This is a genomic window from Microcystis aeruginosa NIES-4325 (assembly GCF_008974145.1).
GTDB classification, from domain to species: domain Bacteria; phylum Cyanobacteriota; class Cyanobacteriia; order Cyanobacteriales; family Microcystaceae; genus Microcystis; species Microcystis aeruginosa_G.
This window is the reverse complement of sequence record NZ_BJKP01000003.1, coordinates 1-26,838: the sequence shown is the minus strand read 5'-3', so window position 1 is coordinate 26,838 and position 26,838 is coordinate 1. Positions and strand designations below refer to the sequence as shown.

22 protein-coding genes and 1 pseudogene are annotated in these 26,838 nt (G+C 42.1%); 9 read left to right on the top strand and 14 right to left on the bottom strand.

Annotated features, from left to right (window positions below):
- Window positions 1-25: 25 nt before the first annotated feature.
- Window positions 26-721 carry an HAD family hydrolase gene (locus MiAbW_RS02205; protein ID WP_151694743.1) on the top strand — a complete coding sequence of 232 codons (696 nt, stop codon included), beginning with the start codon at window positions 26-28 and terminating at the stop codon, window positions 719-721.
- On the opposite strand, the gene MiAbW_RS02200 is transcribed toward MiAbW_RS02205, so the two are convergent.
- Window positions 718-1,341, bottom strand: coding sequence for a CPP1-like family protein (locus tag MiAbW_RS02200; protein ID WP_151694742.1), 624 nt, complete (start codon window positions 1,339-1,341; stop codon window positions 718-720). The two genes, MiAbW_RS02205 and MiAbW_RS02200, sit on opposite strands and share 4 nt — an antisense overlap.
- 86 nt (window positions 1,342-1,427) lie before the next feature.
- Entirely contained in the window at window positions 1,428-2,489 is a 1,062-nt protein-coding gene (locus MiAbW_RS02195) for a CIA30 family protein (RefSeq protein WP_151694741.1), read from the bottom strand.
- 347 nt (window positions 2,490-2,836) lie between these two features.
- On the opposite strand from MiAbW_RS02195, the pseudogene MiAbW_RS02190 reads away from it, so the two are divergent.
- Both MiAbW_RS02190 and MiAbW_RS02185 read left to right on the top strand, forming a co-directional pair.
- Window positions 2,837-2,956: pseudogene (locus tag MiAbW_RS02190) on the top strand (IS30 family transposase); the annotation flags it as partial.
- Between the two features lie 68 nt (window positions 2,957-3,024).
- Complete coding sequence (locus tag MiAbW_RS02185) at window positions 3,025-4,701, top strand: DnaJ domain-containing protein (RefSeq protein WP_151694740.1); 1,677 nt, start codon at window positions 3,025-3,027, stop codon at window positions 4,699-4,701.
- A 21-nt stretch (window positions 4,702-4,722) separates the two neighbouring features.
- Here MiAbW_RS02185 and MiAbW_RS02180 read toward each other — a convergent pair whose 3' ends face one another.
- From MiAbW_RS02180 to sir, 3 genes are all read right to left on the bottom strand, one after another.
- A complete protein-coding gene (locus tag MiAbW_RS02180; protein WP_151694739.1) occupies window positions 4,723-5,802 on the bottom strand; it encodes an MAE_28990/MAE_18760 family HEPN-like nuclease in 1,080 nt (359 codons plus the stop codon).
- Window positions 5,803-5,804: 2 nt separating this feature from the next.
- Window positions 5,805-7,064 (bottom strand): DUF262 domain-containing protein, encoded by a 1,260-nt coding sequence (locus MiAbW_RS02175; protein WP_151694738.1) that lies wholly within the window; start codon window positions 7,062-7,064, stop codon window positions 5,805-5,807.
- A gap of 247 nt (window positions 7,065-7,311) precedes the next feature.
- Complete coding sequence (gene sir / locus MiAbW_RS02170) at window positions 7,312-9,249, bottom strand: sulfite reductase, ferredoxin dependent (protein ID WP_151694737.1); 1,938 nt, start codon at window positions 9,247-9,249, stop codon at window positions 7,312-7,314.
- Window positions 9,250-9,445: 196 nt separating this feature from the next.
- Here sir and MiAbW_RS02165 point away from each other — a divergent pair, with 196 nt between their 5' ends.
- On the top strand, window positions 9,446-11,845 hold the full coding sequence (locus MiAbW_RS02165; protein WP_151694736.1) for an ATP-binding cassette domain-containing protein: 2,400 nt from the start codon (window positions 9,446-9,448) through the stop codon (window positions 11,843-11,845).
- A 50-nt stretch (window positions 11,846-11,895) separates the two neighbouring features.
- On the opposite strand, the gene msrA is transcribed toward MiAbW_RS02165, so the two are convergent.
- From msrA to sat, 4 genes are all read right to left on the bottom strand, one after another.
- Window positions 11,896-12,558, bottom strand: coding sequence for a peptide-methionine (S)-S-oxide reductase MsrA (gene msrA / locus MiAbW_RS02160; protein ID WP_151694735.1), 663 nt, complete (start codon window positions 12,556-12,558; stop codon window positions 11,896-11,898).
- A 138-nt stretch (window positions 12,559-12,696) separates the two neighbouring features.
- Entirely contained in the window at window positions 12,697-14,343 is a 1,647-nt protein-coding gene (locus tag MiAbW_RS02155) for a DUF6930 domain-containing protein (protein WP_151694734.1), read from the bottom strand.
- 75 nt (window positions 14,344-14,418) lie between these two features.
- Window positions 14,419-16,494, bottom strand: coding sequence for a caspase family protein (locus tag MiAbW_RS02150; protein WP_151694733.1), 2,076 nt, complete (start codon window positions 16,492-16,494; stop codon window positions 14,419-14,421).
- Window positions 16,491-17,660 carry a sulfate adenylyltransferase gene (gene sat, locus MiAbW_RS02145; protein WP_151694732.1) on the bottom strand — a complete coding sequence of 390 codons (1,170 nt, stop codon included), beginning with the start codon at window positions 17,658-17,660 and terminating at the stop codon, window positions 16,491-16,493. Before sat ends, MiAbW_RS02150 begins: the two co-directional genes overlap by 4 nt.
- 131 nt (window positions 17,661-17,791) lie before the next feature.
- Here sat and MiAbW_RS02140 point away from each other — a divergent pair, with 131 nt between their 5' ends.
- Both MiAbW_RS02140 and hppD read left to right on the top strand, forming a co-directional pair.
- Window positions 17,792-18,496, top strand: a complete 705-nt coding sequence (locus MiAbW_RS02140; protein WP_151694731.1) for an SDR family oxidoreductase — start codon at window positions 17,792-17,794, stop codon at window positions 18,494-18,496.
- A gap of 133 nt (window positions 18,497-18,629) precedes the next feature.
- Window positions 18,630-19,715, top strand: a complete 1,086-nt coding sequence (gene hppD, locus MiAbW_RS02135; RefSeq protein WP_151694859.1) for a 4-hydroxyphenylpyruvate dioxygenase — start codon at window positions 18,630-18,632, stop codon at window positions 19,713-19,715.
- 31 nt (window positions 19,716-19,746) lie between these two features.
- On the opposite strand, the gene MiAbW_RS02130 is transcribed toward hppD, so the two are convergent.
- Together MiAbW_RS02130 and MiAbW_RS02125 are read right to left on the bottom strand one after the other, a co-directional pair.
- Window positions 19,747-20,283, bottom strand: coding sequence for a retropepsin-like aspartic protease family protein (locus MiAbW_RS02130; protein WP_151694730.1), 537 nt, complete (start codon window positions 20,281-20,283; stop codon window positions 19,747-19,749).
- Window positions 20,284-20,366: 83 nt separating this feature from the next.
- Window positions 20,367-20,708: a histidine triad nucleotide-binding protein gene (locus MiAbW_RS02125; RefSeq protein WP_002803707.1), complete on the bottom strand. Its 342-nt coding sequence runs from the start codon at window positions 20,706-20,708 to the stop codon at window positions 20,367-20,369.
- 181 nt (window positions 20,709-20,889) lie between these two features.
- On the opposite strand from MiAbW_RS02125, the gene MiAbW_RS02120 reads away from it, so the two are divergent.
- Window positions 20,890-22,416, top strand: coding sequence for a YifB family Mg chelatase-like AAA ATPase (locus tag MiAbW_RS02120; RefSeq protein ID WP_151694729.1), 1,527 nt, complete (start codon window positions 20,890-20,892; stop codon window positions 22,414-22,416).
- Between the two features lie 424 nt (window positions 22,417-22,840).
- On the opposite strand, the gene MiAbW_RS02110 is transcribed toward MiAbW_RS02120, so the two are convergent.
- Window positions 22,841-24,142, bottom strand: a complete 1,302-nt coding sequence (locus MiAbW_RS02110) for a hypothetical protein (RefSeq protein ID WP_151694727.1) — start codon at window positions 24,140-24,142, stop codon at window positions 22,841-22,843.
- Between the two features lie 198 nt (window positions 24,143-24,340).
- Between MiAbW_RS02110 and MiAbW_RS02105 the strand changes: the two genes are divergently transcribed.
- Entirely contained in the window at window positions 24,341-24,769 is a 429-nt protein-coding gene (locus MiAbW_RS02105) for a hypothetical protein (RefSeq protein ID WP_045362028.1), read from the top strand.
- A gap of 21 nt (window positions 24,770-24,790) precedes the next feature.
- Here MiAbW_RS02105 and MiAbW_RS02100 read toward each other — a convergent pair whose 3' ends face one another.
- Window positions 24,791-25,375 (bottom strand): pseudouridine synthase, encoded by a 585-nt coding sequence (locus MiAbW_RS02100; protein WP_151694726.1) that lies wholly within the window; start codon window positions 25,373-25,375, stop codon window positions 24,791-24,793.
- 186 nt (window positions 25,376-25,561) lie between these two features.
- Window positions 25,562-26,350, bottom strand: a complete 789-nt coding sequence (locus MiAbW_RS02095; RefSeq protein WP_151694725.1) for an ABC transporter permease — start codon at window positions 26,348-26,350, stop codon at window positions 25,562-25,564.
- A 316-nt stretch (window positions 26,351-26,666) separates the two neighbouring features.
- Here MiAbW_RS02095 and MiAbW_RS19865 point away from each other — a divergent pair.
- On the top strand, window positions 26,667-26,838 hold a 172-nt coding region (locus tag MiAbW_RS19865; protein WP_373996344.1), incomplete at its 3' end, for a 4-Cys prefix domain-containing protein.

Here is a 26,838-nt window from a genome sequence, read left to right as displayed (position 1 = left end):
TAATAAAGCGAGAAGTATTAGAACGATGTTGAGACTAATTAGCGACTTTGACGGCCCGATAATGGACGTATCGGAGCGATATTACCGGGTTTATCAAGAATGTTTACAGAAAACCGCCTATAAAGGTCAAATTATCGGGGAATTATCGAAAGCGGAATTCTGGCAGTTAAAACGGGATCAGGTTTCTGAGAAGCGTATCGGGGAAATGTCAGGATTAGATGAAGATCAAGCGCGTAAATTTGCCCATCTTCGTCGTCAAACTGTTCATACTTTACCCTATCTTGTCCACGATCGCCCAGTGGTTGGTTCTTTGGAAACTCTCCAGAAAATCCAAGATTTAAAGATCGATTTAGTCGTCATGACGATGCGGCGGGTATCCGAGCTAGATCATGCCTTTAATCGCCACGATATCGGTCGTTTTTTCGCCGCTAATCGTCGTTATTGTCTAAATAATAATTACAGCAAAACCAACGACGTGCGCGACAAAACCCTGCTTATGGCTAAGGCCGCTAAGGAACTGCCGGCGGCTGCCGACACTTGGATGGTGGGGGATACGGAAGCGGATATTACCGCCGCTAAGAGCCAAAATATTAAGGTTATTGGCGTATTATCGGGTATTCGCAGCCGTTCCCGTTTAGAGAGCTACGAGCCTGATTATATCGTCAATAACCTTGGGGAAGCAGTGGACGTGATCTTAGGATCCCTACGAGCGATTGGTTAACGGAAAAAACTACTAATCACCCAAAAGATCAGAAAAGTGACGAGCGCATAAATTTGGCGATCGCCGAAAATATGCCAATCAGTCTTGGCCACTAAACTGGCTAATCCCGCTCCCAGAGCGACTCCTAGCAATAAACCAGCGAAAGTGAATAGTAAGGCGCGGCCAAAACGTTTTTCTTTGCGGTTGAAAAAATAGATATTAACGAAAACGCCAAAAGCTAGGAGCAGCGATAAAAGGGAGCCACTGGGATGATCGTGAACTAACAGCGTTATTGCTCCTAAACAAGCGTAAATCACTGCTGGTACGCCGATATCCTGTGCAGAAGGTGTATCGATTAAGCTTTGCCACCAGTGAGGAGATTTGCTGCTAGTAACTGGTTTACTTTCCACCGGAATCGTCAGACGTTCAGGAAAACGAATGCGATCGGGTACTTTAATTCTACCTTCCTGTCGCATCCGCAGTCGATCCATGAGGACGGAATCGTAGGCCGCCTCGATCGATTCGACAATTTTGCTATCATTCTGATACTGTTGCACCAGTCTTTGTTTGGCCTCTTGAATTTCTTCAAAAGAGGATTCTTCAGTAACCCCAAGTTGTTCGTAGGGATTCTGTTCACTCATGAACATACCTCCTTAATTATGCTCCCGATAGTCATGATCTTAACCCGATGTTCTGTAGTTTAACTTGAGATGCAAGCTTATTTAAATTAATTAAGTTTAGCGAAAATCTGGGCAGAATCGATCGCTTCGTAGGGATAACCACTGGCATCTAAAAGGCTTTTTTCGGCGATTTCTCCTTCTTTAACGATAATTAAGCGGTTTTTACCCCCGTAGGCTTTAATTGTGACAATTTCTAAAGCAAATAACCCCGGGGAGAAACGGGGATTTATGGCCCCATCGTACTCGAATTTACTCTGCATTAACTGCAAAGCATAGACGCTACTGCTATCAAAGGGTACTGCCTCCCGCAGGGTTTTGGCGCGCACTACCGGGATTAAATCGCGAAAGGGAATAGAAATCCTTTGCCTGGTGCGATCAAGTGTATCAAAAGAATAACAGTAACCGATACCATCCCAACGTCCCTCACAGCGCAGAATTAATTTATAGCGTTTTCCGTCCCCTTGTACCTGTAATTCTATTCCCTCGTAGTTAGATAAATTTAGGGGAGGATTCAGGTTTCTGGTACGAACTGAGGCAAAACCGCCGTTATTTTCGGTTCTAACGATACCAGAAAAGAGCGCGCGTCCCCCGGTTAGGGTTATCTGACTCTCACTCACTCCTCCCATTACCACATCATCCACCGCACCCCAGATTTCTTTTATGTCACTGCTGGGATTGCTAAAGTCAAAGAGGGTTTTTTCGGCGGTTATACCGGCATTTTTCAGTAAATCGAGTAAATTAGCCAAACTATGGCGGTTATTCTCCCCTTGACAGTAGATAATCTCATCAATCCCCGTGAATAATTGCGGGGTTTGCAGAGCGAATAAATCGACATTTTCGCCGAATAATTGACGTGCATCATCAATATTATCGACTAAAGCGCGAATTTGATAGTTTTGCTGCTGTAGTTGAGCGATTACCTTTCTACCGATCGCGTTTTCACCACCAATGACTAAAATAGTCTTCATGCCTTGCTCATTTGTTAGCTGAATTTTTTTATCTTCCCCGAAACCGAGCAGTTTTTGCAGACAACTCCAGAGGGGAATACTATCAAAATAGTCCAGAGTTTGCCAAAATCTCTGAAAATCCCAACTTTTTGACTCAGCCATAACTTTTATCTCCTTACTGCCATTAATTTTTATTGTATCGAGTTAGCTTGGCTGTTTGAGATCAAAAGCTCTCCTGTAAACATCAAAAATCTTCTGTTAGGTGAGGAGACTCCGAGACAGGAGGAGAAAAAAGACAAGAGACAACTATCCTATTCATAAAACCGAAGATGATGTCAAATTTATCTGTGCTTTTAGATATTTTGACCCGATAGCGGCTCGAGAACTTAATTTTGCAGGATATTAATTCTAACCCAAAATATTTTTACTTTGTTCGATTCCATACTATCTAAGTTTTTAAGCTCATTAAAACTACTAATTTGCTATAACCAGTCTAGGAAACCCAACGGGAGGAAGTGGAAAAAGTTGTGGAGTTAATTAACAATCATCCCCGAAAATGTCTTGACTATGCCACCCCATTTGAGGTATTTCATGAAATAGGATCAGATAGTGATGCAATTCAGATTTAAATTGGCGCTAAACTAAGCTACAATCTCTAGGAGAAACGCCAGGACTAACTGGATTATTTCGGAAAAATATGGCTAAAAAGCTCGATTTTGTTGTTCCTGCCATCGGTGGAGTCACGGGAGCCAATTTATCCGCTTATCTGGGAAATATCGGCTTAGTCGGCGGATTTGGCGGGATCAGCGTCGGTTTAGTGGGAATGACGGGGATTGGCATCCTGACAAGTTCGGCAATTTATGCAGGACTAGAAACAAACGATCGCACCGTGGGGTTAGCTTTGGGGATGGGAAGCCTTGGCGGAATCGGTATCTACTCTACCTTTGGGGGTGTGGGAGTCGCGGTTAAAGGTACAGCTTTCGCTGTTGGTGTGGGTTCTATGGCGATCGCTGGTGGGGGAGTCGGGTTAGGAGTCTATGGACTGATGAAAATGTTATCTCCCACCTACTCCGACAATAATTTTTATGACAATCTAGAATTTTTTGAGCGCATTACTAGAGAGTACGAAGCAGCTTTATTTTGGCAAGAAGTTACGGGAAAATATGAAAATCTAGAGGCAGAATTACAGCAACTGTTAGCAGAAGTATCTGTTCAGGAAAATCCACAGTTATATTCTACAGAAATTACTATTCCAGAGCATTTATCTTGGCAGTGTTTCCAAACTCTTAAAGGTCATCAGGCAAATATTGGGGCGATCGATATTAGTGCTGATGGTAAAATTATCGCTAGTGCGGGAGAAGATCAAACCATAAAACTTTGGCAGCGAGAAACGGGTAAATTAATTTATTCCTTTGTGGGAGTTAATGAGTCGATCCAAACTCTGGCTATAAGTCCTAACGGTAAATCGATCATTGCTGGTGGATTCGATGGCAGAATTAGTCAGTGGCAATTAGAAACTAAGCAGTATAAAAGTAGTTTTTTCGCTCGTGTAAATGCTCCCGATAGCCACGATGGTGTAATTTTACAATTAGCTTTTGCTGCCAATGAAAGATTTATTGTTAGTGCTAGTAATGACAAAACTCTGCGAATCTGGAGTTATTATACAGGAGAATTAAAGCGAACTTTAATTGGTCATGAGGAGGCAGTTAATACCTGCGCTATTAGTCCCGATAGCCAAATTATTGCTAGTGGTAGTGATGATAAAACTATTAAATTATGGCGATTTGATCATAGTTATGCTTATCAAACTTTTATCGGTGATAAGGTAGCCGTTAACAGTTTAGCTTTTAGTAATGATGGTCAATATCTAATTAGTGGCGGTGGGGATAAAACGATTAAAATCTGGGATATCAAGACAGGAAAAATTATTAAAAGTTGGCAGGCACACGAGCAGGCAATTATCAGTATTGCTATTAATCCTCATCGTCATTTAATTGCTAGTGCTTCCCGAACAGAAATCAAAATTTGGCAAGGACAAACTGGAGAATTAATTAAAACTTTACGGGGAACTGCTCCCTTAAAATTTAGTCCTGATGGTCAATTTTTAATTACAGGTAGTTATGGAGGTAAGGTAAAAATATGGTCGGAAATATTAGAAGAATTAGAAATATCACCCTCTGATTCTGACGATTGGTGGGAGGTTTTAGAAGTTTCTAAGAATGCCAGTTGGCCAGAAGTTAAACAAAGATATTATCAGCTTGCTCGTCAGTATCACCCCGATCACAATTCTTCCGCCATGGCGATTAAAATTATGCAAAAAATTAATCGAGCTTATGATCAGTTTTTATTTTCTATCTCGCAACAATCAATATGAAAAACGCTATATTTATTTCAATCAGTCCAAAATAACTAAATAAACTTCTAATCCTTTTTGACTTTCTTTGTCAAATTTTAAGCCTATTTCAGAATCTTTTATCTCTCTTATTGGAATTCTTCGGCGAGGGGTATTTTTGCCATTTTTATTAATTTGAATACTTTCAATAATAGCATTTTGACATATTTTTTTATTTTCACTGACTAAAAAAACTTTTTTACCGACTTCTAGTCTTTTATTGGATTCCTGTGGCTCATCTGATATTTTGACAGCGCAAGCTTGTTGCTGTTGATACCAATTGACAACTTTACCGAGCTTTTGAAGCTTTCCTATCTCGATCTTCCTAAAAACAAAGCAATAAAGAACTAATTCACTCATAGCTTGACATATAACTTCGACAAAATCACATAATTTTAGTAACTCATTGGCATTAAGAACGGTATCTATTTCTTTACCATGAGCAGAATTATTACGAAGTTCTATAAAATTATCTAATTCATTTTTCACACTACCCCTACTATTATTGTCAATAAAATTCTTAACTTTTTTATGATTTTCTATCCATTGCCAAGAATCAGTTGCAGATATGCCAGCATTGGCTAAAAGTCTGGTTAATTGCTGTTTTCTAAGATTAGCTTCATGTAATAAAAAAGCAGCTGATGTGAGATTATATTTACTTGTATTTTCGTATTCAGTATCAAATAAATTTTTGATAATGTCCCTCTCTGAAAGAGAATCGAAGCGATTTCTTTTATTTTCATTGCCCAGTAATGTAGCACAACCAGTCTGATGCTGATTTCTTACAGATTCAGGTAAATCTTGATAGCAACTATATAATTCAGGCAGCAAAATAGTCCAATCTCCCACTAGATTTTCGACGAAATTTTCGTAAAGAGCATATAACCTTGTGATAGATGAACAATGATCGTTAACTAGCCACTTGTCTCCTAAAGGAGCATTTGCTTGAAGATATTTTAAGTCTTCTGTGTTGAGTTGTGAAGGATTATCCGCAATAATTTCTCTAAGTTTTTCACTGATATTAATTATTGATCGAATGGTCTTTATCTCATCCTTTAGGTTATTTAAAAGTCCTTCAAACATTCTCAAATACTCTGCTTAAGAACTCGTTGAATCAGAGAATCAAAAATTTGAATACGAGCTTTAAAATCATCTTTGCTATCCCCTTCTCCAGTGAAAAGTCCTTTTTTAAATTTTTTATCTTGATGAGTAATTCCCTGGGAATCTTGAGTAAATAAGCTGATAGTTTCATCAATTATCGCTGATTTTTTAGTAATTAATTCTTGATAATGAGATAAATGGTTGCTGAAACTGATCATCACTGCATCATAGTAAACTTTATAAGCTTTCGATTTATATGTTTTGGTTTTACTATCGAAAGGCTTAAATAACTGATCCTGATAAATGTTAGATACTAACTCTATAGTTTGGTTAAATACTTGCTCAAACTCTTGGATATTCTCGTCGGAAAAATTAAGACTTTTTTTCATCATATAATTATCCAGATATTTAGATAAATTACCAGTATATTGATCAATATCCCTCAGGGCAAAAAAACGTAGGATTAATTCTACATCTTCCATCTTTTTATAAAATCCATTTTCTTTAAGTTCTTCTTTATCATTAATAGGAATATCCCAAGCTTTAGCAAAAATAGTATTCTCAGAAAGCTTTAATAAAAGTTCATTGAATTTCCCAGAGTAAAGACAGTTTCTTATTTCTTGGCGACTCAAAGATACACCTCCTGTATTGAGGCGTTCAAAAACCAGTTGTTTTAAAGATAAAGATTCCTCTGGGTCCGATAGAGACTCGGTAATAACAACTATAGTTGAAATGGCTCGTCGATTGATACCATCTTTGATTTTTGCAGGAAGACTTTTATAGGTTCTTCCTTCTAATTCAGGCCAGATCTCTAAACCTGTTAATTGTAATTTGTTGTTATAAAAATTCTCAATTGCTGTGATTCTTTGTTGACCATCCATTACTTCATAGGAGTTATAGGAAGTTTCATAGAGAATCAGAGGAGGTACGGGAATATTCATCAAAAAAGATTCAATTAGTCTCGATTGTTTTTGTGCGTCCCAGCGATCCCGTCTCTGATAGAAAGGACGCGTTTCCATATAGTTAGGTTTCTTTAAAGAATCAGCAAAACTAGGCAACTTTTCTCGATTTATTTCTAATAATATTCTTCGTTCACCTTGTTCATATTTTTCATTAATTTCATTATCTGATAATTTTTTAACATCCTTTTGGGAACGTTTTTGCCAAGGATTTGTTTTAGTTCGTGAGATTGTCATAATTTCCCACCAGAGGGGTACAAATTGATATGACTGGACTTCCCTCATTCATTTTTAAGCATAGACTGAGGATATAAGTAGATAGGTATTAAAAACTTTCAGATCCCCCCGCCTATCGGCATCCCCCTTATCAAGGGGGGCAGGGGGGATCAAACCTAAAATCCATTTTTAATTTAATTATAACCAGCTACTTATACGAGAATTAAGAGTTATTGGTAATCTTCCCCGATAACTCTCAAAAGTTAATTCTCTTAAATTGGCAACTGGTCACTGATAACTGTTAACTGATAACTGATTAGGATTTTTGGCTGAAATAGGCCTCTAGCGCCGCATTGATGATTTGATTCATCGGCCGTTTTTCCGCTTCCGAAGCTTCCTTGAGACGGACAAACATATCATCGGGGACGCTGACACGGTTTTGATTTTTACGGACGCGTTTGGGTTTTAATTCAGTGGTGGTAGTTTCGGTCATTTTAGGTGTGTAGGTGGCTGAAAATGCTTGTAAAGCAGGGAAATTGACTCGATGACAGAATTCTCCGAAGGTCTCGTTATTTTGTTGATCCTGTTGGAAGTAAACGAAAATCGGTTCTAAGACCTTTTCTAGATCATCGATCGCCATTTTATCCAAATAGGGGCGCGCTAGTCGAGTTTGATCGGCTGTTCCTCCTAACCAGAGTTGGTAGGAGTTGGGGGCGCTACCCACAAATCCTAATTCTGCCATATAGGGGCGCGCGCAGCCATTAGGACATCCTGTCATGCGGATGACAAATTCCTCTTTGGATAATCCTAAGCGATTAAGCAGGGTGCGAATGCGTTCAATCACGCTGGGTAAAATTCTTTCTGACTCGGTAATCGCTAATCCACAGGTGGGCCAAGCGGGACAGGCCATGGCATAACGGGTTAAAGGGTCAATTTCGGCGGGATTGGTGATAATTCCGTGTTCTTTCAGGATCGCTTCCACCGCCTGTTGATCCTTGGGTTCGATGTCGTAGAGAATGATATTATGGTTAGCCGTCAAGCGCATGGGTAGCTGAAAACGCTCGATAATCACTTTTAAGGCGGTTTTTAGCTGAAAACTGCCTTCATTTTTGACCCGGCCATTCTCCACAGAAAGACCAAAAAATAATTTTCCGTCTCCCTGTTCATTCCATCCCAAAAAGTCTTGATATTTCCAATCGGGGAGGGGTTGGTAGGGGGCAATTTTTTGTCCGAAATAACCCTCTACAGTGCTGCGGAATTTTTCTACTCCCCATTCTTCGAGGATATATTTCATTCTCGCGTGACGACGATCGCCGCGATCACCGTAATCTCTTTGGGTTGCCACGATCGCTTTTACTAGATCGTACACTTGCTCTTTGCTCACATAACCGATCGGGTCGGCCATTCTGGGGAAAGTTTCTTCCTTATTGTGGGTTCTTCCCAGTCCACCCCCCGCAAGGACGTTAAAACCCTGTAATTGACCGTTTGCGTCGGTAATCACCACTAAACCGAGGTCATTGGTGTAGATATCGATGGAGTTGTCTCCCGGCACAGTGACACCGATCTTGAACTTACGGGGCATATAATGTTGACCGTAGATCGGTTCGATCGGATCGTTTTTGTTAATGCCATTTGTATCTTTTTGTCTCGATGCCTTGACTTCTGGTGCTTCTTCTGCACTGATAACTTTTTCGCCATCGAGCCAAATTTCGTAGTAAGCTCCAGTTTGGGGAGTGAGCAAATCGGCGATATTATTGGCATATTCCCAAGCATAGCCGTATTCAGGGCGATTTTTGTAGGGGGCTGGCGGTGCGGTGATATTGCGGTTAACATCACCACAGGCCGCTAAAGTGGATCCCATACTGCGGATAATTTCCCCGAGGGTAGCTTTGAGATTTTTCTTTAAAATGCCGTGTAATTGGAAGCCTTGGCGAGTTGTCACGCGTAAAGTGCCGTTACCGTAGCGATCGGACAAACTATCGAGGGTAAGATATAGTTGCGCGGGAATAAAACCCCCCGGACTGCGGGTACGCAACATCATTTGATAGTCTTTTTCTTGACCTTTGGCTCTATTGTCGCGATTATCCTGTTGATAGGAACCGTGAAATTTGAGGATCTGCACCGCCGCATCGGTAAAATGGGTTGTATCTTCGAGGAGTTCACTGGCCAAAGGTTCTCGCAAATAATTACTGCGTTCTTTGATACCTTCGACTTTAGAAACCTTGGCGGTAGGAGAAATAGGAGTTGTAACCATCGTCTAACAGCACGATAACCTGTGGATAGGTCTTAGGAATAGGAATTTAGACAAGCTCGATCGATCCTAAGAAGTTTTACTAACATGATCTCTAGAGTTCGTTCCAGACTCTGAGGTTAACAGTAGCGATCGAGACATCAATTCTATCTTAGCTTCTTACTGTCCCCCGCGAACGCCATCTACCGATCGAATTTTTATGACCAATTCTCCCAACATTAAAACGGTTATTAGTCAAGAACCCTACATTATTCTTAACAATCAGGGAGAATTTCTCCCTTCTATTAATCTGAGTCGTCCTAATTATAAATTGGGTCGGGATGGTCAACAGGTGGATTTAGTTGTTCCCCAACACTGGAAGGTGGTGAGTCGAGTCCAAGCTTGTTTTCGTCGTCAGGGAGATGATTACTATATCTACGATGGAGACGGGACTAATCCTAGTTCCAATCAACTTTTTATCAACAATCGCGTGATTACTCCCAAAGATGGCTATCTTTTACAAAATGGGGATGAGATTAATATCGGTCAAGATGTCAAAAATTCGGTCAAGATCACCTATTATCATCCTAACCAACAGGTAAAAAGCCAATCTTTAGCTTTTAAATCGGTCTCCCTAAGCAATCGCAGTGTAGTTTTAGGACGAGATAAGGCTGCCACTGTGGTTTTAGACGCTCCGACAATTTCCCGACAACACGCGATTATCGATAGCGATAACCAAAATCGTTATATTCTCTACGACAAAAGCACCAATGGAGTCTTTATCGACGGAGAAAAAGTATCGGGTAGTGCCATTTTAACTAACGGTTGTACGGTGAGAATCGGCCCCTATAGTTTTCGGTTGCAGGGAGATGACTTAGTTTTATTAGATACAGGGGATAATATCCGTCTGGATGCCGAAGATATCGTCAGGATGGTGCGGGATAAAAAGAAACAACCTTTGATAATTCTCAATCATATCTCCTTACCGATCGAACCGAGTCAATTAGTGGCGATTGTTGGGGGAAGTGGTGCGGGAAAATCGACTTTATTAAAGACTTTATTGGGAATTGAACCCACCACCTCGGGAACTGTTTATCTGAATGGGGAAGACCTCCGCCAGAATTTTAATATCTATCGCACCCAAATCGGTTATGTTCCCCAATACGATATCGTCCACAGGGATTTAACTGTGGCAGAAGTGTTATATTATGCTTCTAAATTAAGGCTACCTCCGGATTTTAATTGCCAAGAAGTGATCGAGAAAACCCTGGAGCAGGTGGAATTGTTAGCAAGAAGAAATACTTTAGTCAGAGACTTAAGTGGTGGTCAATTAAAAAGGGTGAGTATTGCGGTAGAATTATTAGCCAATCCCAAATTATTCTTTTTAGATGAACCCACTTCGGGATTAGACCCCGGTTTAGATAAAAAGATGATGGAATTGCTGGCAAAATTGGCCAAAGAAGGCAGAACAATTCTCCTAGTTACCCATGCTACTAATAATATCAATCTCTGCGATCGATTAGTTTTTCTTGGTCAAGGGGGCAATTTATGTTATTTTGGTTCTCCGGGGGAGGCCTTAAATTTTTTCTCTTTACCTCAGGGGGATTTTGCCGATATTTATATTCATCTGGAAACTAGCGAAAAAGTTGATCAAGAATGTCAACGTTTCCAACAATCCGACTACTACAAAAATAATATTGAAGCAAGAATTGGTAAAATATTTCAGCAAAATAATAGTAAACCGCAACAGGTTCAACAATCTTTTTGGCAACAACTACAGGTCTTATGTCAACGCTATAGCCAGTTAATTATCCGTGATCAATTTAGTTTAATTTTATACCTATTAACCGCCCCGATTGGAATTTTCTTAATGGCCATGGTTTTAGGGGACAAAAATCCTTTATTTTTGGAGGATAATCCCAGGTTTGAAGATGCTATCCAATCGGCACCTTTAGCCTTAAAAACTCTCTTTGTTTTTACCTGCGCGCAATTGTGGGTAGGTTTTGCCTGTTCCCTACAGGAAATTGTCAAAGAATCAGCCATTTATCAGCGAGAAAGATTAGTTAATCTGGGATTATTACCCTATTTATTCTCAAAAATTCTGGTTTTAGCAGCCTTAGCTTTTCTGCAAACAATTGTAATTACCTGCGTAATATTTTGGGGATTTACTGACCCGCAACCGGAATTAATGACTTGGTTAACTGGCTGTTTTATTACCACATTTTTAACTATATTTGCGGCGATTAATCTCGGTTTATTAATTTCTGCTGGCGTTAGTAATATCACTCAAGCAAATAGTGCCTTACCTTTAATTTTAATTCCTCAGATTATCTTTGCTGGGGTATTATTTAGCTTAGAAGGTCTGGGGAAATATCTATCATGGTTGATGATTAGTCGCTGGTCGATTGCTGCCTACGGGGTATTAGTAGAGGTGGAAGCTATGATTGCAGAAGCGCAAGAACAAAATAGTTTTAATTTCCCTTTACCCTTTGAGGATGCCAATCAAGTTTATCAATTATCTATTAGTAATTTGTTATTGAATTGGGGAGTGTTAATTCTTCATTCCCTTATTTATTTTCTCCTTACCTATTGGTGGCAAAAAAGAAAAGATATTTTATGATCTAAATTATAAATTATAAATTATAACTGATAACTGACTCCTAACCCTACTTAATTTGACTTCAGATCAAGAGCGATCGGACATTCCACTTTCGTTCCCCCTAAACCACAGTAACCGCCAGGGTTTTTCGCTAAATACTGCTGATGATAAACTTCAGCATAATAAAATTCAGGTGCGTCGATAATTTCCGTGGTAATCTGACCGTAGCGCGCTTTATTGAGAGCTTCTTGGTAGATTGATCGAGATTTTTCCGCTAATTGCTTTTGTTGGGGACTATAGGTATAGATACCCGATCGATACTGAGTTCCCGTATCATTACCCTGACGCATTCCTTGGGTGGGATTATGACTTTCCCAGAAAACCTTTAACAGTTGTTCGTAGGAAATCACCCTGGGATCATAGACCACTAAAACCACTTCATTATGACCAGTCATGCCGGTACACACTTCCTGATAGGTGGGATTGGGGGTGATACCAGCCGCATAACCTACGGCCGTCGTGTAAACTCCGTCTAATTGCCAAAATTTGCGCTCTGCTCCCCAAAAACAGCCTAAACCAAACATTGCACTTTCCATACCGCCAGGGAAGGGGGGCTGCAAAGGATGACCGTTAACGTAGTGGCCGCTAGGTACGGGCATTTTTTCCGAGCGCCCGGGTAGTGCTTCCCTTACTGTAGGCAAAGTTAATTTTTTTCCGAATCCGAATAACACCATAATAAGAATTTGTCCAGAAAGTTTTACTTTACTTTACTTTACATTATCGCTTAATTTTAGGGATTTCAGTGATCAGATTAGAGTTTTCTGATTACTGATTACTGTTCACTGAAAAAAGCTGCCTCACTTCGGTTAAAATTAACCGAAGTGAGGCATAAGAGTCAAAACTCCCAAGTCTAAATCTTTACTATCGATCGATTTTGCCTCGTAGAGGGCTAACATATCATTTAATTGGGGATTGCCGCAGGAGGAACCAGTTACGCCCATGGCAATAATCAAACCACAATAACCCTCGGTATTTTTGATGCGTTTTTGCCAATTGCGGCGAGCATTACGGTGGTCGGGATCATCTTGCTCGAATTCCCCAAAGAGATAGAGGTCCCCATTAGCCATTTTCAGAATCCCCAGATCATAACGGGTATCTTCGAGGGGATCTTCGCCGGGGTTAAAACCAATGGCCGCCAAACCGCCAGCTTGTTCGATTTTTTCGATAATTTCCTTGGCCTTTGGTCGGGAGGTCTGGATCATAACCACGGGGAAACCCTCCCCTTTTGTTGGTACGGATTGGGGTTGATAATGGATTTTCGGACGACTGCGAATTTTATCTAATAATTGCCAGGGAACCATTCCCAGACTGAGATGTGCATTATCAGGAACTAGATCTTCCTTGAGTACGGATTCTTCCTCATCATCATCCTCATCGTCCTCGTCCTCCTCATCCTCCAAGAGTTGCATAAATTCCGCACATAGATCGGGCATCGTGGCCACTGTCACGGCCACGGTTTCCCCTTTTGCTTGTTCGGGATCGAGGGGAATGCGAAAACGACGCTGTAATTCTCCGATCGGTTCTTCGGATAAAGCGGATTGATTGCCTTTAAAAAAGCGCAACAGAGCTATTAAAGCCAAATATACCGTAATTGCTTCTTCTTCATCCAAATAGGGGCGAATACCTTCGTAGGGATGCACGCTGCCGAAAACGGGATGGATTTGGGAGGGGGCAGCTGAGGCCAGATCGTAGTCATCCTCATCATCGTCCTCATCATCATCGGCCAATTCGTAGCTTAAAAACCAGCAATCTTGGGAAAGAAAGGCCTTTTCTAATCTTTCCATCGATTTTTCTTCTAAAGCGGACTGGCGGAATTGTTTGAGGGATGCTAGGGAACGATAGAGAATGACTCCGTATTCCCGACCGAGCATTCCCATGACACAGGCGTAAAGATTCGGGAAATCGGGGCGATCGAGCTTAATTTCCAAGATATCGTAATCAGCCAAACAGGACCAGGGTTCAGCTTTCCAAATTTCGTGAGCAGTTTTCACTAAAGCGGACTGCCAAGCGGGGGGAATTGCCGGGGGGCGGTTACTTTGGAATTCGTCGAATCCACGAAAGAGATCATCGATCAGGGGCAAATTAGGGACATAATCGATGGTGATATCGAGATCTTGCAGTACCCCGCGCAGAAAAAACTGTGTTTCTCGATCGCAGACGATAATTTTTTTCGGTCTGGCTGGCCGGGCGGGACTTTGGGGTGTTTCGATGGCGCGGATTAAGGTTCTCACCATGGCCTCAGGCCCAGTTTCGGGGGAAACTACTTCCATAGATCGTACACAGCCCTCGCTACCATCCACCCAGATCACGCACTCGCCGCCGCTTTCTTGATTTGGTTCTAGGGTGGCCCGGGGCATTCTCTCGGATAAGGATAAAGCACGACGATCTCCTTCCCAAACACTGGGAATTTGTGGAATTTTTTTGAGGCGGCTTTGGGTTGTCCGGGGCAGAAGATTCATCGGGAAATTTAGGGGTAGCTGTGTTAGGATTTTAACCTTTTCTTTTCAAGGATTCCATAGAATCATTCTATCGATTTAGTCGATAACTTGATAAATAAACCGGAAACCTGACCAAGTTCCTAGATCAAAGGCGTATTCATCAATGACACTGCCAGAACTATCCATTTTTAAGCCTAAATCTAATTTTAGATCGCTCCAGAAAGCTCTGGCTATTTCTAGGGGGTTAGTTAGGGTGAGCAGTTGGCTGGCTTCTCCTTTGATGCTGGGAGTGGCATTGAGAAGGGTCAAGGTGTTCGGGAAAGGATGGCGACTGAGGATTAGTATATTTTCTGTGATGCCCTTGGGTTGACTAATTTTCCAATGTCCTTGGCGGTCATTGGGGATGGTGGCCTTGGTTTTGGCCGCCACGACAAAGGGGGCTAATGGGCTGGAATTGCTGAAATTATCGGGGTTTTCCGGACGGGAACAGTATAAAAGCGGTTGGCGATCGCTGTCGAGGACAAGGATCAGTGCGTAGAGGGGTTGTTCTTCTTGATTCTCGATTTGATAGCGAATTTCCGTACCGACGGGCAGAATTAGGTCATTTTTAGCGGTATTATTCCCCCTGCTGCCCGGGATTTTTTGGGTTTGCACCGTGGAGATATAGGTTTGATCGAGGCTTTCCAGGGTGACAATCACGGCTAAACCGGAGGATTCTTGATTAATCAACAAGTGCCACAATTTGCGGGCCAGCAGGGTTTCTAGTTGCGATTGCAGCCGTTTGATCCCCGATTTAATTGCTTCGTTGGCCGCCCCTAAACTACCGATAATTAGGGAGCCATTGGCAGATAATAACTGATAATTGCCAGTTTCTTCGTCACCAACTCGACTTAAGATACAATCTACCCTTTGTTCGCCAATGTTAACCACGGCGGCCACATCGGGCAAACTGGCAAAGGTACTGGTGGCATCTACCCGTTCAATTCGGGTTAAGTTACTATCCAAACCGACGATTAAGCCGATTTGACTCGGAAAAACCCGCAATTTTTCCTGTAGAATCTGTCCTATTTCTAGGGAGGCGGTTGGTGATAATAATTGCGCTTTGGCTTTTAAACCCTGACGGGAGAGAATTTGTAGGCTGATTTCCTCCCCATTCGCCTCAATAAAGCTTAAACAGGAGTTAATCCCGTAATTTTCTAGGATTTCTAAGGGCAGGCCGACCAGATTGACTTCTAGGGTGCGTTCATCAATAAGATTTGTAACAATTGCTGCGCCTACCCTTGACGTTTCTGGCGTTGTATGATATATTGGCGCAGAATTATTTTTTTGATTACTGGTTAGGATTGCCGGCTGCTGTTGTTGACTGCTGTGACTAGCGACAAGATGACGGAGATGGGGAAAAGCGATGGCAATTGTCGGACTGGGACAAGCTTGCCAGAGATACTGGGTGAGATCATAGGTGAATAAGCCAGCATTGGGGCTATTACCGCTCAATTCCAGGGCGATTTGCTCTGCTTTAGCGGCAGCTAGAATAACGCCGTTACTAGGCTTATTTTTGAGGTTAAAACGGGTTTTAATATCGGCAGCGAAAGTTAACTCGGCGGGGTTAAGATCAGTAAGGGTTTCGGGATAGGAACGAACGCGAAGATTACCGAGATAGGGCTGAGGTTGGGGGAGATGACTACTATCAAAAATCAAGCTAAACTTATCCGTAGCTAGACAGCGGGCCATCAGCAGGATATTCTCCTTAAGTAAAGCATTTTCTGCCCCATCAGCAGTAATAAAAACCTCTTTTCTGGCCCCAACACTGCCATAACCGCTAAAGTGAAAAATGACCACATCCCCCAACCTAGCCTGGGCGATCAGGTGTTCTAAAAAAGCCGCTTCGATCGCTTCTCGACAGGCTTTTTTTCCCGTTAAAGTCACTATATCAGTATCCTGAAAGCCAAAACGATAACGGAGAAGGTCTTTTTGTAACTCCACATCGGTAAGACAACCGGGCAGCGGCGGAATATTCGCCCTATACTGGTCAATACCGACTAAAAGAGCCAATTTTCGGGGATTAGGGGCGGCGAGAGCAGCCAAATGACGGTTAACTGTCCCTTGACTAATCGCCAAAGTCAGCAATCCCCAACCTGTCTGCTGGACAAATTCTCGCCTAGTTATGTTCATGATCCCTGCATGGCGCGGATTAATTCGGCAGCCACTTCTGGACGGGAAAATTCTGGAGGTGGTAATTCTCCTTTGCGCAGCAGTTCCCGGACTTTGGTTCCCGAAAGGTGGATTCTTTCTTCCGGTAAACTGGGGCTAGTTTTGGTGGTTGCCATTCCCGAAGTGCGGGTACAGTAGAAAGCGTGTTCAAACTTCATCGGCACGATTCCCAATTCCCCAGGCTCGAACTCATCAAAGATATACTGAGCATCGTAGGTTCCGTAGTAGTCGCCGACTCCGGCATGGTCACGACCGACGATAAAATGGGTACAACCGTAGTTTTTACGGATAATAGCGTGGAAAATTGCTTCCCGGGGGCCGGCATAACGCATAGCTGAGGGGTTGATAGCTAGAATAACGCGATCTTGGGGGAAGTATTTATCCATCATGATCTCATAGCAACGCATCCGCACATCGGCCGGCACATCATCGCTTTTGGTAGCGCCGACAAGAGGATGCAAGAATAAACCATCTACCACTTCTAGGGCGCATTTTTGAATGTATTCGTGGGCCCGGTGGATGGGATTACGGGTTTGGAAACCGACAATCGTTTTCCAAGCTTTTTCGTGGAACATCTGGCGCGATTGCAGAGGATCGATCTGATATTTGGGAAACTGAGGATGAGGATCGCGCTGAAGTAACCATATTGAACCTGCGAGGTTAATTTCTCCCTGTTCATAGAGGACTTTTACCCCGGGGTGTTTCTGGTCGTCAGTACGATAGACGTTAACTGCTTCGTGGGCTTTATTATAACGGTATTTTTGGGTTAGTTCCAGGACTCCGACAAAGTTGCCTTCGCTGTCATCTAAACGAATCCAGTTGCCTTCTTTGAGGGGATCCGCCACTTCTTCGCTAACGGAAAGAGTCACGGGAATTGCCCAGGGTAAACCATTGATTAGACGCATATCATCGACGACTTTTTCGTAGTCGTCCTGTTCCATAAAGCCTTTGAGGGGACTGAAACCACCAATAGCAATCATAACTAAATCCGAGAGCGCTCGTTCATCTAGGGAAACTCGCGGTAGTTTTTCAGCTAGGGCCAGAAATTCGGCTTTTTCGGCAGCGGTAGCAATACGATTGATTAATTGCCCACCGTGGGGCGCGATTCCTTCGGTCAGTACGGTCATAAAAATTTCTTTACATTGTCACGGTTTATCCTATCAGAAGTTGGTTAACCCTTAATCAAGGGGTTGGGACTAGCGATGATTTTCCAGTTGGAACAGTTTACAATAAGATTTGTAAAAATTTATAAATAATTATGAGCGAAAAAGTTGTCCTGATTGTCGGTGCTACGGGGGGGATCGGTGCCACTTTAGCCCGTAAACTAGCTGTTAATGGTCATAAACTCGTATTAGGGGCCAGAAATGCCGATAATTTATCTAATTTAGCTGGTGAGTTGTCTTGTCCCTCGTTAATTGTGCCGACGGATATCACTAATCCGACTCAGGTGGAAACTTTGATGGCAAAAATTGTCTCCCATTACGGCCGGTTGGATGTGTTGGTGAATGCGGCCGGAGCCGGTGTGATGAAACAATATAATAAAATCACGCCGGAAGATTTAGATAAAATGCTCGACCTCAATCTGAAGGGGAGTTTTTATACCTGTCAGGCTGCCGCTAATGTGATGAAGGAAAATAAGGCCGGCCATATCTGTAATGTGGTGGGAATTTTAGGTAAGCATTCTATGGCTATGGCTGCCGCTTATTGTGCTTCTAAGTACGGGGTGGTCGGTTTTAGTAAATGTTTGGCCGATGAGTTAAAACGCTATGGTATTAAAATGACCTTATTCTATTTTGGTGGTGTCGATACTCCTTTTTGGGATCAGGTGAGCTTAAAAGTTGATCGCAATAAAATGTTAACCGCTCAAACTGCCGCCGATGCTATCTATTTTGCCATGAATGCTGAACCCCAAGCTGTCCCCATGGAAATTAATATTCAACCCGATAGTCATCTCTTTTTTTAGCCGTCAGCTTTTTCAGTTATCAGTGTTCATTGTTCAGATTTGAGTTGTCAGTCAATAGCATTAAGTGGCAAGTTCGGAGTTTTATTTTCACTGTTTACTGCTCACTGAAAAACACCGTTTTTTGACTTTATCTATGTTTATTGATCATATTCATTTTTATGTAGAATCGGCCAAAAAATGGCGAGATTGGTTTGTGCGGGTGATGGATTTTCAGGCGATCGCAAGTTTAGCTGATCTCCACACCCACACGGAAATAGTTGGCAATGGCATCCAAAAAGATAAAACTAAACAGATTATTTTTATCTTATCTTCTCCCTTAAATTCCCTTAGTCCCGTGGCGGAATTTTTAAGTAAATATCCTGAAGGGGTGGCGGATGTAGCTTTTCAAGTGGAAAATTTAGACAGTTTAGCTAGGATAATTAAACAGGATATTTTTATTCAGGAAACTGCTTTTTCTAGGGGGAAGATAAAAAGCTGTGAAATCTCTAGCATTGCTAATCTCAAACATACGTTAATTGAAAGACAGGGAATCACGCCAATTTTAGCTGATCCTAATCTGATTGAGTATGATAGGAGGGAACAAGATAATCAGGGTATTCTGGCAATTGATCATTTAGTTTTAAATGTTTTTCAGGGAAATTTAGAGTTAACATCCAATTGGTATGAGGAAAATTTAGGCTTTAAAAAACGGCAAACTTTTACTATTAAAACGGAGCGTTCTGGTCTTTATTCTCAGGTACTTATTCACCCCGAAACTGAATTAAAGTTACCAATTAATGAACCAGATAGTAACAGTTCTCAAATTCAAGAATTTTTGGATATTAATCAAAAATCTGGCATTCAACACATTGCTTTAAAAACAGAAAATATTTTAAGATTAACTCAAAAATTAAGAGAAAGAAAGGTAGAATTTTTGTCAGTTCCAAACAGTTATTATCAACAAATTAGCTATCAGAAAAAAGATTTTAATATTGCTGATTGGGAATGGTTAGAAATTAAAAAACAGGAAATTCTCATCGATTTTGAACAAAATAGTCATTCCTTCCCAGAAAAGCCGACTTTACTGCAAATTTTCACTAAACCAATTTTTTCCCAGCCGACTTTCTTTTTTGAATTAATCGAGCGCCGTCATGCCGCTAGAGGTTTTGGAGAAGGCAACTTCCTGGCGCTATTTGAAGCGATCGAACGGGAGCAAATACAGCGAGGAACTTTAGATTAAAGTCAGAGAAGCGATCATTTGTCCCATCAGACTATGGACGATAACGTAACTCGATCACATCTTTTTTGATCGTGACATCATAGGAACCAAAAAAAGTTTGTCCCAAGAGTCCTAATCCTTCCATTTGGGGAGAAATACCAACAATCTGATTAGATAAAGCCACTTCGCCAACTTTAACAGAATTAATGCGACCAAGATAAACAGTAACGACACCGCCGGCGGTATGAGCGAGTACTTCCTTTTCCCGTTTGACTTTCATCGCTTCCGCCATGGCATCGGTGAGGACAATGCCACTAGCACCTGTATCAAAAAGCATTTCATAATAGTGACGGTTATTAAAAACTACCATCACCGTGGGAATGCCGTTAACCCGGCGTTGAATCGGTAGCTGATAAACTTGCGGGGAATTTTTCCTATTTCTGGATGAACCGCCACAGAGACGGCTAAGATCTATGTGTTGTCCATCTGCTCTTTGGAGAAAGCATTCCGATTGAGCGAGAGTCGCGGCAGTGAGGGGAAATAACAGCAGGGTGCTGGACAATGCGATCGCAGAAAGAGACTTATTCATGGGTTTAACATCGAGAAGACCGACTCGGAAAAGAACGCTTCTAGCCCTATAATTGCCCAAAAATGCGGTAAAATAACAGGAGTTTAACCCGGAGGCCAAGCCATTGGGCGATCGCCTAAGAGATGGACATGAAGATGATCGACGGTTTGACCCCCATGTTCCCCATTATTGATCACCACTCGATAACCTTGACTTAATTTAGCCTCGGCGGCCACTTTTTTAACAGTTAGTAACAAATGTCCCAATAAATCTCGATCGCTGTCGCTGGCTTCCTCTAGTTTCGGAATCGGTTTTTTGGGGATAATGAGGATATGGGTGGGGGCTTGGGGATTAACATCTCGAAAAGCGAGAACCAGATCATCTTCATATACGATCGAGGCAGGAATTTCTTTCCGGATAATTTTGCTAAAAATAGTCTCGCTCATAGACAAATTGCCTTTTTCTTCAACTATACCATTAAGCTCTCAGCTTTTCTGGCTAGGTCATCCCTAGAAATACGGTTATTTTACAGGTAAATTCCCAGATAAAATCATTTTTATACGGAAAACTAGCCTAACATCCTGTTTTATTTTCCTAAGAACTCACTTTATTTTTACTTGAGCCAAAATGTTAGCAAGGGTTTGGAGTGCGGCAATTATCGGCATCGATGCCATTAAAATCGGGGTAGAGGTGGATGTATCGGGGGGATTACCCGGAATTGCCGTGGTGGGTTTACCCGATACCGCCGTGCAGGAGTCGAAAGAAAGGGTAAAAGCTTCTCTAAAAAATGCCGGATTTGCCTTTCCCATCCGCAAAATTGTCATCAATTTAAGTCCCGCCGATATCCGCAAAGAGGGGCCGATTTATGATTTACCGATTAGTATCGGCATTTTAGGAGCCTCCGAACAGGTAGAAGCCGATTTACTGGGGGATTTTCTCTTTTTAGGTGAATTATCCCTCGATGGTAGTTTGCGTTCCGTGGCAGGGGTTTTACCCATTGCTGCCGCCGCCGAAAAAATGGGGATCAAGGGTTTAGTGGTTCCCGCCGATAATGCCAAAGAAGCGGCCGTGGTCAAAGGCGTACAAGTGTATGGGTTTCGTCATCTATCGGAAGTGGTAAATTTCTTAAATGAACCCGATCGCTATTCACCGATGACTTTTAACGCTGCCGAGGAATTTGGGCGATCGCAGGTAAATCTCCCCGATCTCAAGGATGTCAAAGGTCAAGCGATTGGCCGGCGGGCCCTGGAAATTGCCGCGGCTGGAGGTCATAACCTAATTTTTGTCGGGCCGCCAGGCAGCGGTAAAACCATGTTAGCGCGACGTTTACCCGGTATTCTGCCCCAGCTTACCTTTGCCGAATCCCTAGAAGTCTCCCAGATTCATTCCGTCGCCGGATTACTGAAGGATCGAGGTTCTCTGGTGCGCGAGCGTCCTTTTCGCAGTCCCCATCACTCCGCTTCCGGAGCGGCGCTGGTGGGAGGTGGCACTTATCCCCGACCGGGGGAAATCTCCCTTTCCCACCGTGGTATTTTATTTTTGGACGAATTAACGGAATTTAAGCGCAGTGTCTTGGAATATCTCCGACAACCCCTAGAGGATGGTTATGTGAGCATTTCTCGCACTCGTCTTTCCGTCGCTTTTCCGGCCCGTTTTACCCTGGTGGCTAGTACCAATCCCTGTCCCTGCGGTTATTACGGCGATTCGGTTCAACCCTGCAGCTGTTCACCGCGACAACGGGAACAGTATTGGGCGAAATTATCGGGACCGCTTTTAGACCGTATTGACCTACAAGTGACGGTAAATCGCCTGAAACCGGAAGAAATGACCCAAGAGAGTCGGGGAGAAGCTTCTGAGCAAGTGCGGCAACGGGTAGAAGGGGCCAGACAAAAGGCCAGCGATCGCTTTCAAAATACCGGGATTTGCTCTAATGCGGAGATGAATTCCGAGCATTTGCGGCGTTTTTGCGCTCTTGATCATAGCAGTCGCCATATTTTAGAAGGGGCAATCAGAAAATTGGGTTTATCAGCCCGAGCAATGGATCGCATTCTCAAAGTTGCCCGCACCATTGCCGATTTAGGAGATAGTGAAATGCTGAAAAGTTCCCACGTTGCCGAAGCAATTCAGTATCGCACTCTCGATCGTTTAAGTTGAGTAGGTAGGTGTTAAAAATTGTCAGATCCCCCCGCCGATAAGCGGCGCAATCTGAGGCAAAATTGGGTGTATCTCATTTTTACAAATCTACCAAGTTGGAATTTTTACGGGGAAACTCTCGGCTAAAATTTGGCATTACTTCCGATTTTATCAATCAATCCAAGCTTTTGGGGGGTTCTACCCCCCAAACCCCCCGCGCACTAGCTTTTCGGTGGGATGCTTACACGCAGCTGCTAATACATTGGTAATAATTTAAGAGTCACTGATAATTGCTGATTGTCGGTATTTCTGCAAATGTGAGATGCACCAGGCAGAATCTATCTTCAATTGAATTATAACTACTTACTTAAAGAGAATTTTTTCTGGTCGGGGCGAATTGTATTCGCCCTCTTTTTAGTAAACTTGTTGGTGGGGATTTTAGAGATTAATCGGGCGATTCTAAGCGTTTTTGCCATTCTCGATCGATTTTATCGGAGCGCTCGATCTCTTGTTCGAGATAGTCTTGATCGGTAGAATAACTAATATCAGCATCTGTAATCACTTTTTGGTCAGCAAATTGACGAGAGTAGTCCAGTTTTTGCTCCAATTCAGGATTACTTTGGGCTAATAAATCTGCTCTTTTTTCTCGCTGTTGATTGCGTTGATTAACCCGCTCATTTCTCCACTGTAAAAAGAAATAACGACCGAGGGGAATCCCCAAAAAAGCAGCGGCATAACTGAGGAGAAAACCGTAGATTCCTGTGACTATCGACCCCAGAGAACCGCTCAAATCGACACTATCACTGTTGAGCAAATATCCTAAAACTAAAGCGAGGATAAAGTTAACCACTCCTAAACCTAAAGCTAGGATAATTTGACCGCTATCTGCTTCGCTAAACTTCCAGCGTTTTTCCTTTAGATAGGGGGAAACTGTTTGTAATTTTCTCTCTTTGGTTGTCACCTGTAGATCGGGAAAATAATAGATAATATCGCCTCGATCGGACACTTGCGGCAAACCATTAAAGCGGGTTAAAACTGGAAGTATATAATCTTCTGTCTCCTCCTGACTGGGGGTAATACTATCGAGATAGGGGGCAATTTGTGGAGCGATAATCGAGCCACGATTATTTTGAATTACTTTACCGATAGTTTGCCAGCGTCTCTCCTCTAACTTAAAATTGGGATCGCCATCGCCAAAAAGAAAAGAAAAAACTGCCTCGAGAAAATTCATCTTACTAGGGGGTTTATCTGCCTTAACTTCCCTATCCCTTCTTTCGTAGTAGTTATTACCAAAATCGGGATAAAAAATCCAGAAAAAGTCCGTGGGAAAGAAGTTAATATTAATGTTGTTATTTCCAGAATTATTATCCGAGTCACTATCTTTGAACATTAAGCCGATCAGGATCGCTAGGATAGCCAGCAACAGGATTAAAATCGAAATAATTAAAACAATGCCAAAGGAAATGCGAATAATATAAAAAACTACTTGCCAGATTTTACTTCCGAAAGCTTTTAACTGCAATTGCCAATATTTATTCAGAAGAATCGAGCGAAAATTTTCGGGGAAAAGATAGATAATCTCCCCCGTATCTGCTACCTGTAAATGTCCCCCCGCTTCCGCCGCTAAAGCTAATAATCCCTGTTGTGCAGCGTTAATCTCTAAACCCGATTTTGCCGCCACATCACCCACCGTAACCCGATAGCCTAATTTTTCGATCGATTGTAATAGAGACTCTTGGGGATTCATAGAAAATACTGTTCCTGTCGATTATCCTCTTTTCTAGTGTAGTTTTGATTTTGTCTTTTTGGCGGCGGCTATCTTGATTGACAGGTGCGGCATTTTTAACTCGATCAAGAAAATATCGTTATAATTGTTCCAATAGTCGCAAAAAGCAGGGCTAAACTGTATAAATAGTTACTTTATAAGCAATTATCAGAGGTGAGCATGAATGCGTCGGAACAGGCAAAAGGATTAGAATTAACGGCGAAGATCGCCACACTCGTCAACCTGTTTAAACAACAATTCCCCGATGCAAAGGCAGATCTGAAACCTTGGCGCAACGATCCCCACACAAGGGAGTTAACGGATCCTGACTCGATCGATATCGCTTTCCATTTTCCCGGTTGGAGTCCCAGAATTCAAGGGCGCAGTATTCTTGTACAAATTCGTTTTCATCTCGATAGCGAGGATCAGCATCAGCGTTTGATTGGCTTAGAAATGCAGGCTTTTAACCATCAAGGAACCGCTTGGCGACTATCTACGGTGGAAAATTGGCAATTAGTCGGCAATTATCAACCCTCTCCTAAGGTGGCTGATAAGTTAAAATATTTCAGCCGGCAGGTGTTTGAAGTTTTTAAAAATGAGAATCTATAGCTGATTTATCAATAATTTGATCTACAATTTTTCTAAGGCTTTTCTCTCTTTTTCAGTCACTTCTCGCCATTGACCGGGTTGTAATCCTGTTAAGCATAATTTATTGTTTTTGTCAATAGTAATGGCTGTTCTAATTAATCTTAAAGTCGGATAACCAACGGCAGCCGTCATCCTTCTTACCTGACGATTTCTTCCCTCAGTTAAGGTAATTTCTAACCAAGCGGTGGGGACAGATTTTCGATAACGAATCGCTGGCTCTCTGGGGGGTAAATCCGGTTCAAAATCTAGTAAATTAACTATTGCCGGTCGAGTGCGATAATCCTGAATAGGAAGACCTTGACGCAATTTTTCTAAAGCGTTTAGGTCTGGAATTCTTTCGACTTGTACCCAATAGGTGCGCGGATGTGCAAATTGACGATGACCCAAACGATGCTGTAATTGACCGTTATCTGTGAGTAATAATAATCCCTCGCTTTCCCTATCTAAACGACCGACAGAATAGATATTGGGGATGGGAATATAATCTTTTAAAGTCGAGCGCCCATTTTCATCAGTAAACTGACATAATACATCGTAGGGTTTATAAAAAAGGATATTTTTATTCAAGGGAAAAAGAGTCAGGAGATAAGTAGTTGTGCAAAATTAATTTCTTGGTTAGAATAGGCAAAAGGCAAGAGGTAGTTAGATATGTTTAATTAATTTTGCCTGGGTACTTAACTGATCACTGATTACTGATTACTAACCACTGATAACTGATAACTGATAACTGATAACTGATAACTGATAACTGATTTAATCCCGTTGATGGGAGAATTGATAAGCACCGACAATCGAGAGAAGAATAGCGACGATTAATAAAATGGGGATAGCGAACCAAGGAAATTGATTTATATCGTAGGCTGCGGCTCTTAATCCCAGACTAGCATAGGTGAGGGGCAAGGAATAAACAATAACTTTTAATGGCCAGGGTAAGGTTTGGGGATCGAAAAAAGTTGCTCCTAAAAAAGACATCGGCACGATTAAAAAGTTATTATACAGACCGACACTTTCGAGGGATTTAACTCGCAATCCGACAATTGCCCCTAAACCGGCAAAGACGGCACAATTTAAGATTAAAACTAATAAAAAGAGGGGATTGAGAAAACTGACAAATTTTCCTGTAAATAAGATAGCAACGAGAATCACTGATGCAGAAGTCATTACACCGCGCAAAATTCCCGCGAAAACTTTGCCTAAAAATAATGAGAGGGGATGGACGGGAAGTAATAATAATTCCTCGAAGGTTTTACTAAATAAGCGATCGCCACAGATAGAAAAGGTGGTTCCCCCGAAACTGATCGCCATTGAGGACAGGGCCACCATTCCGGGTAAAATAAATTCTAGATAAGAATCGCCGAGCGAGGGTTTCATCGAGCGATCGAGGGCGCTTCCCAACCCCAACCCGAAACCGATAATATAGATTAGGGGAGAAACTAAACCTGTGGCGGCGATCTGAAGGACTCTCGCCCGTAAATCTAGCCATTCTCCCCAAAATACGGTTAAAGTGTCTGTTAATATCGTCTGAGCTTGAGCTAGTTTCACTGGTATTTTGGTTAATTAGTAAATATACTTTTAATAATAATTAATAATTGTCCCCTTTTTCAAGGGCGATCTTTTCGGACCAGAAAAATAATCATCTAAGGATAGACAAGAGGCAACAGTAAAGGGATTAAGGGAGATTCAGCTAATTTAAGGATCGGCAAGAGGCAAAAGGCAAGAGTAAAGGGATTTGAGGAGATTCAGCTAATCTAAGGATAGGCGGTTAAAATCCGTTTTAGCTTACTTATGATAGAATGCTTTCAAAGACAAGTAAAGGGAACCTTCAATTATTCACCCGATAAAATAACTGATAGCCGAGATGAAACCCTGTTACTGCATTAATCCCGATTGTTCTCAACCGGAGCATCCGAGTAATAATAACTCGAATACTCGTTACTGTCAAAGTTGCGGCTCTCAATTGTTGTTAAATGGTCAATATAGGGTAAGTCGGCTATTGAGTGATACGACCGGTTTTGGGGTTGTTTATGAGG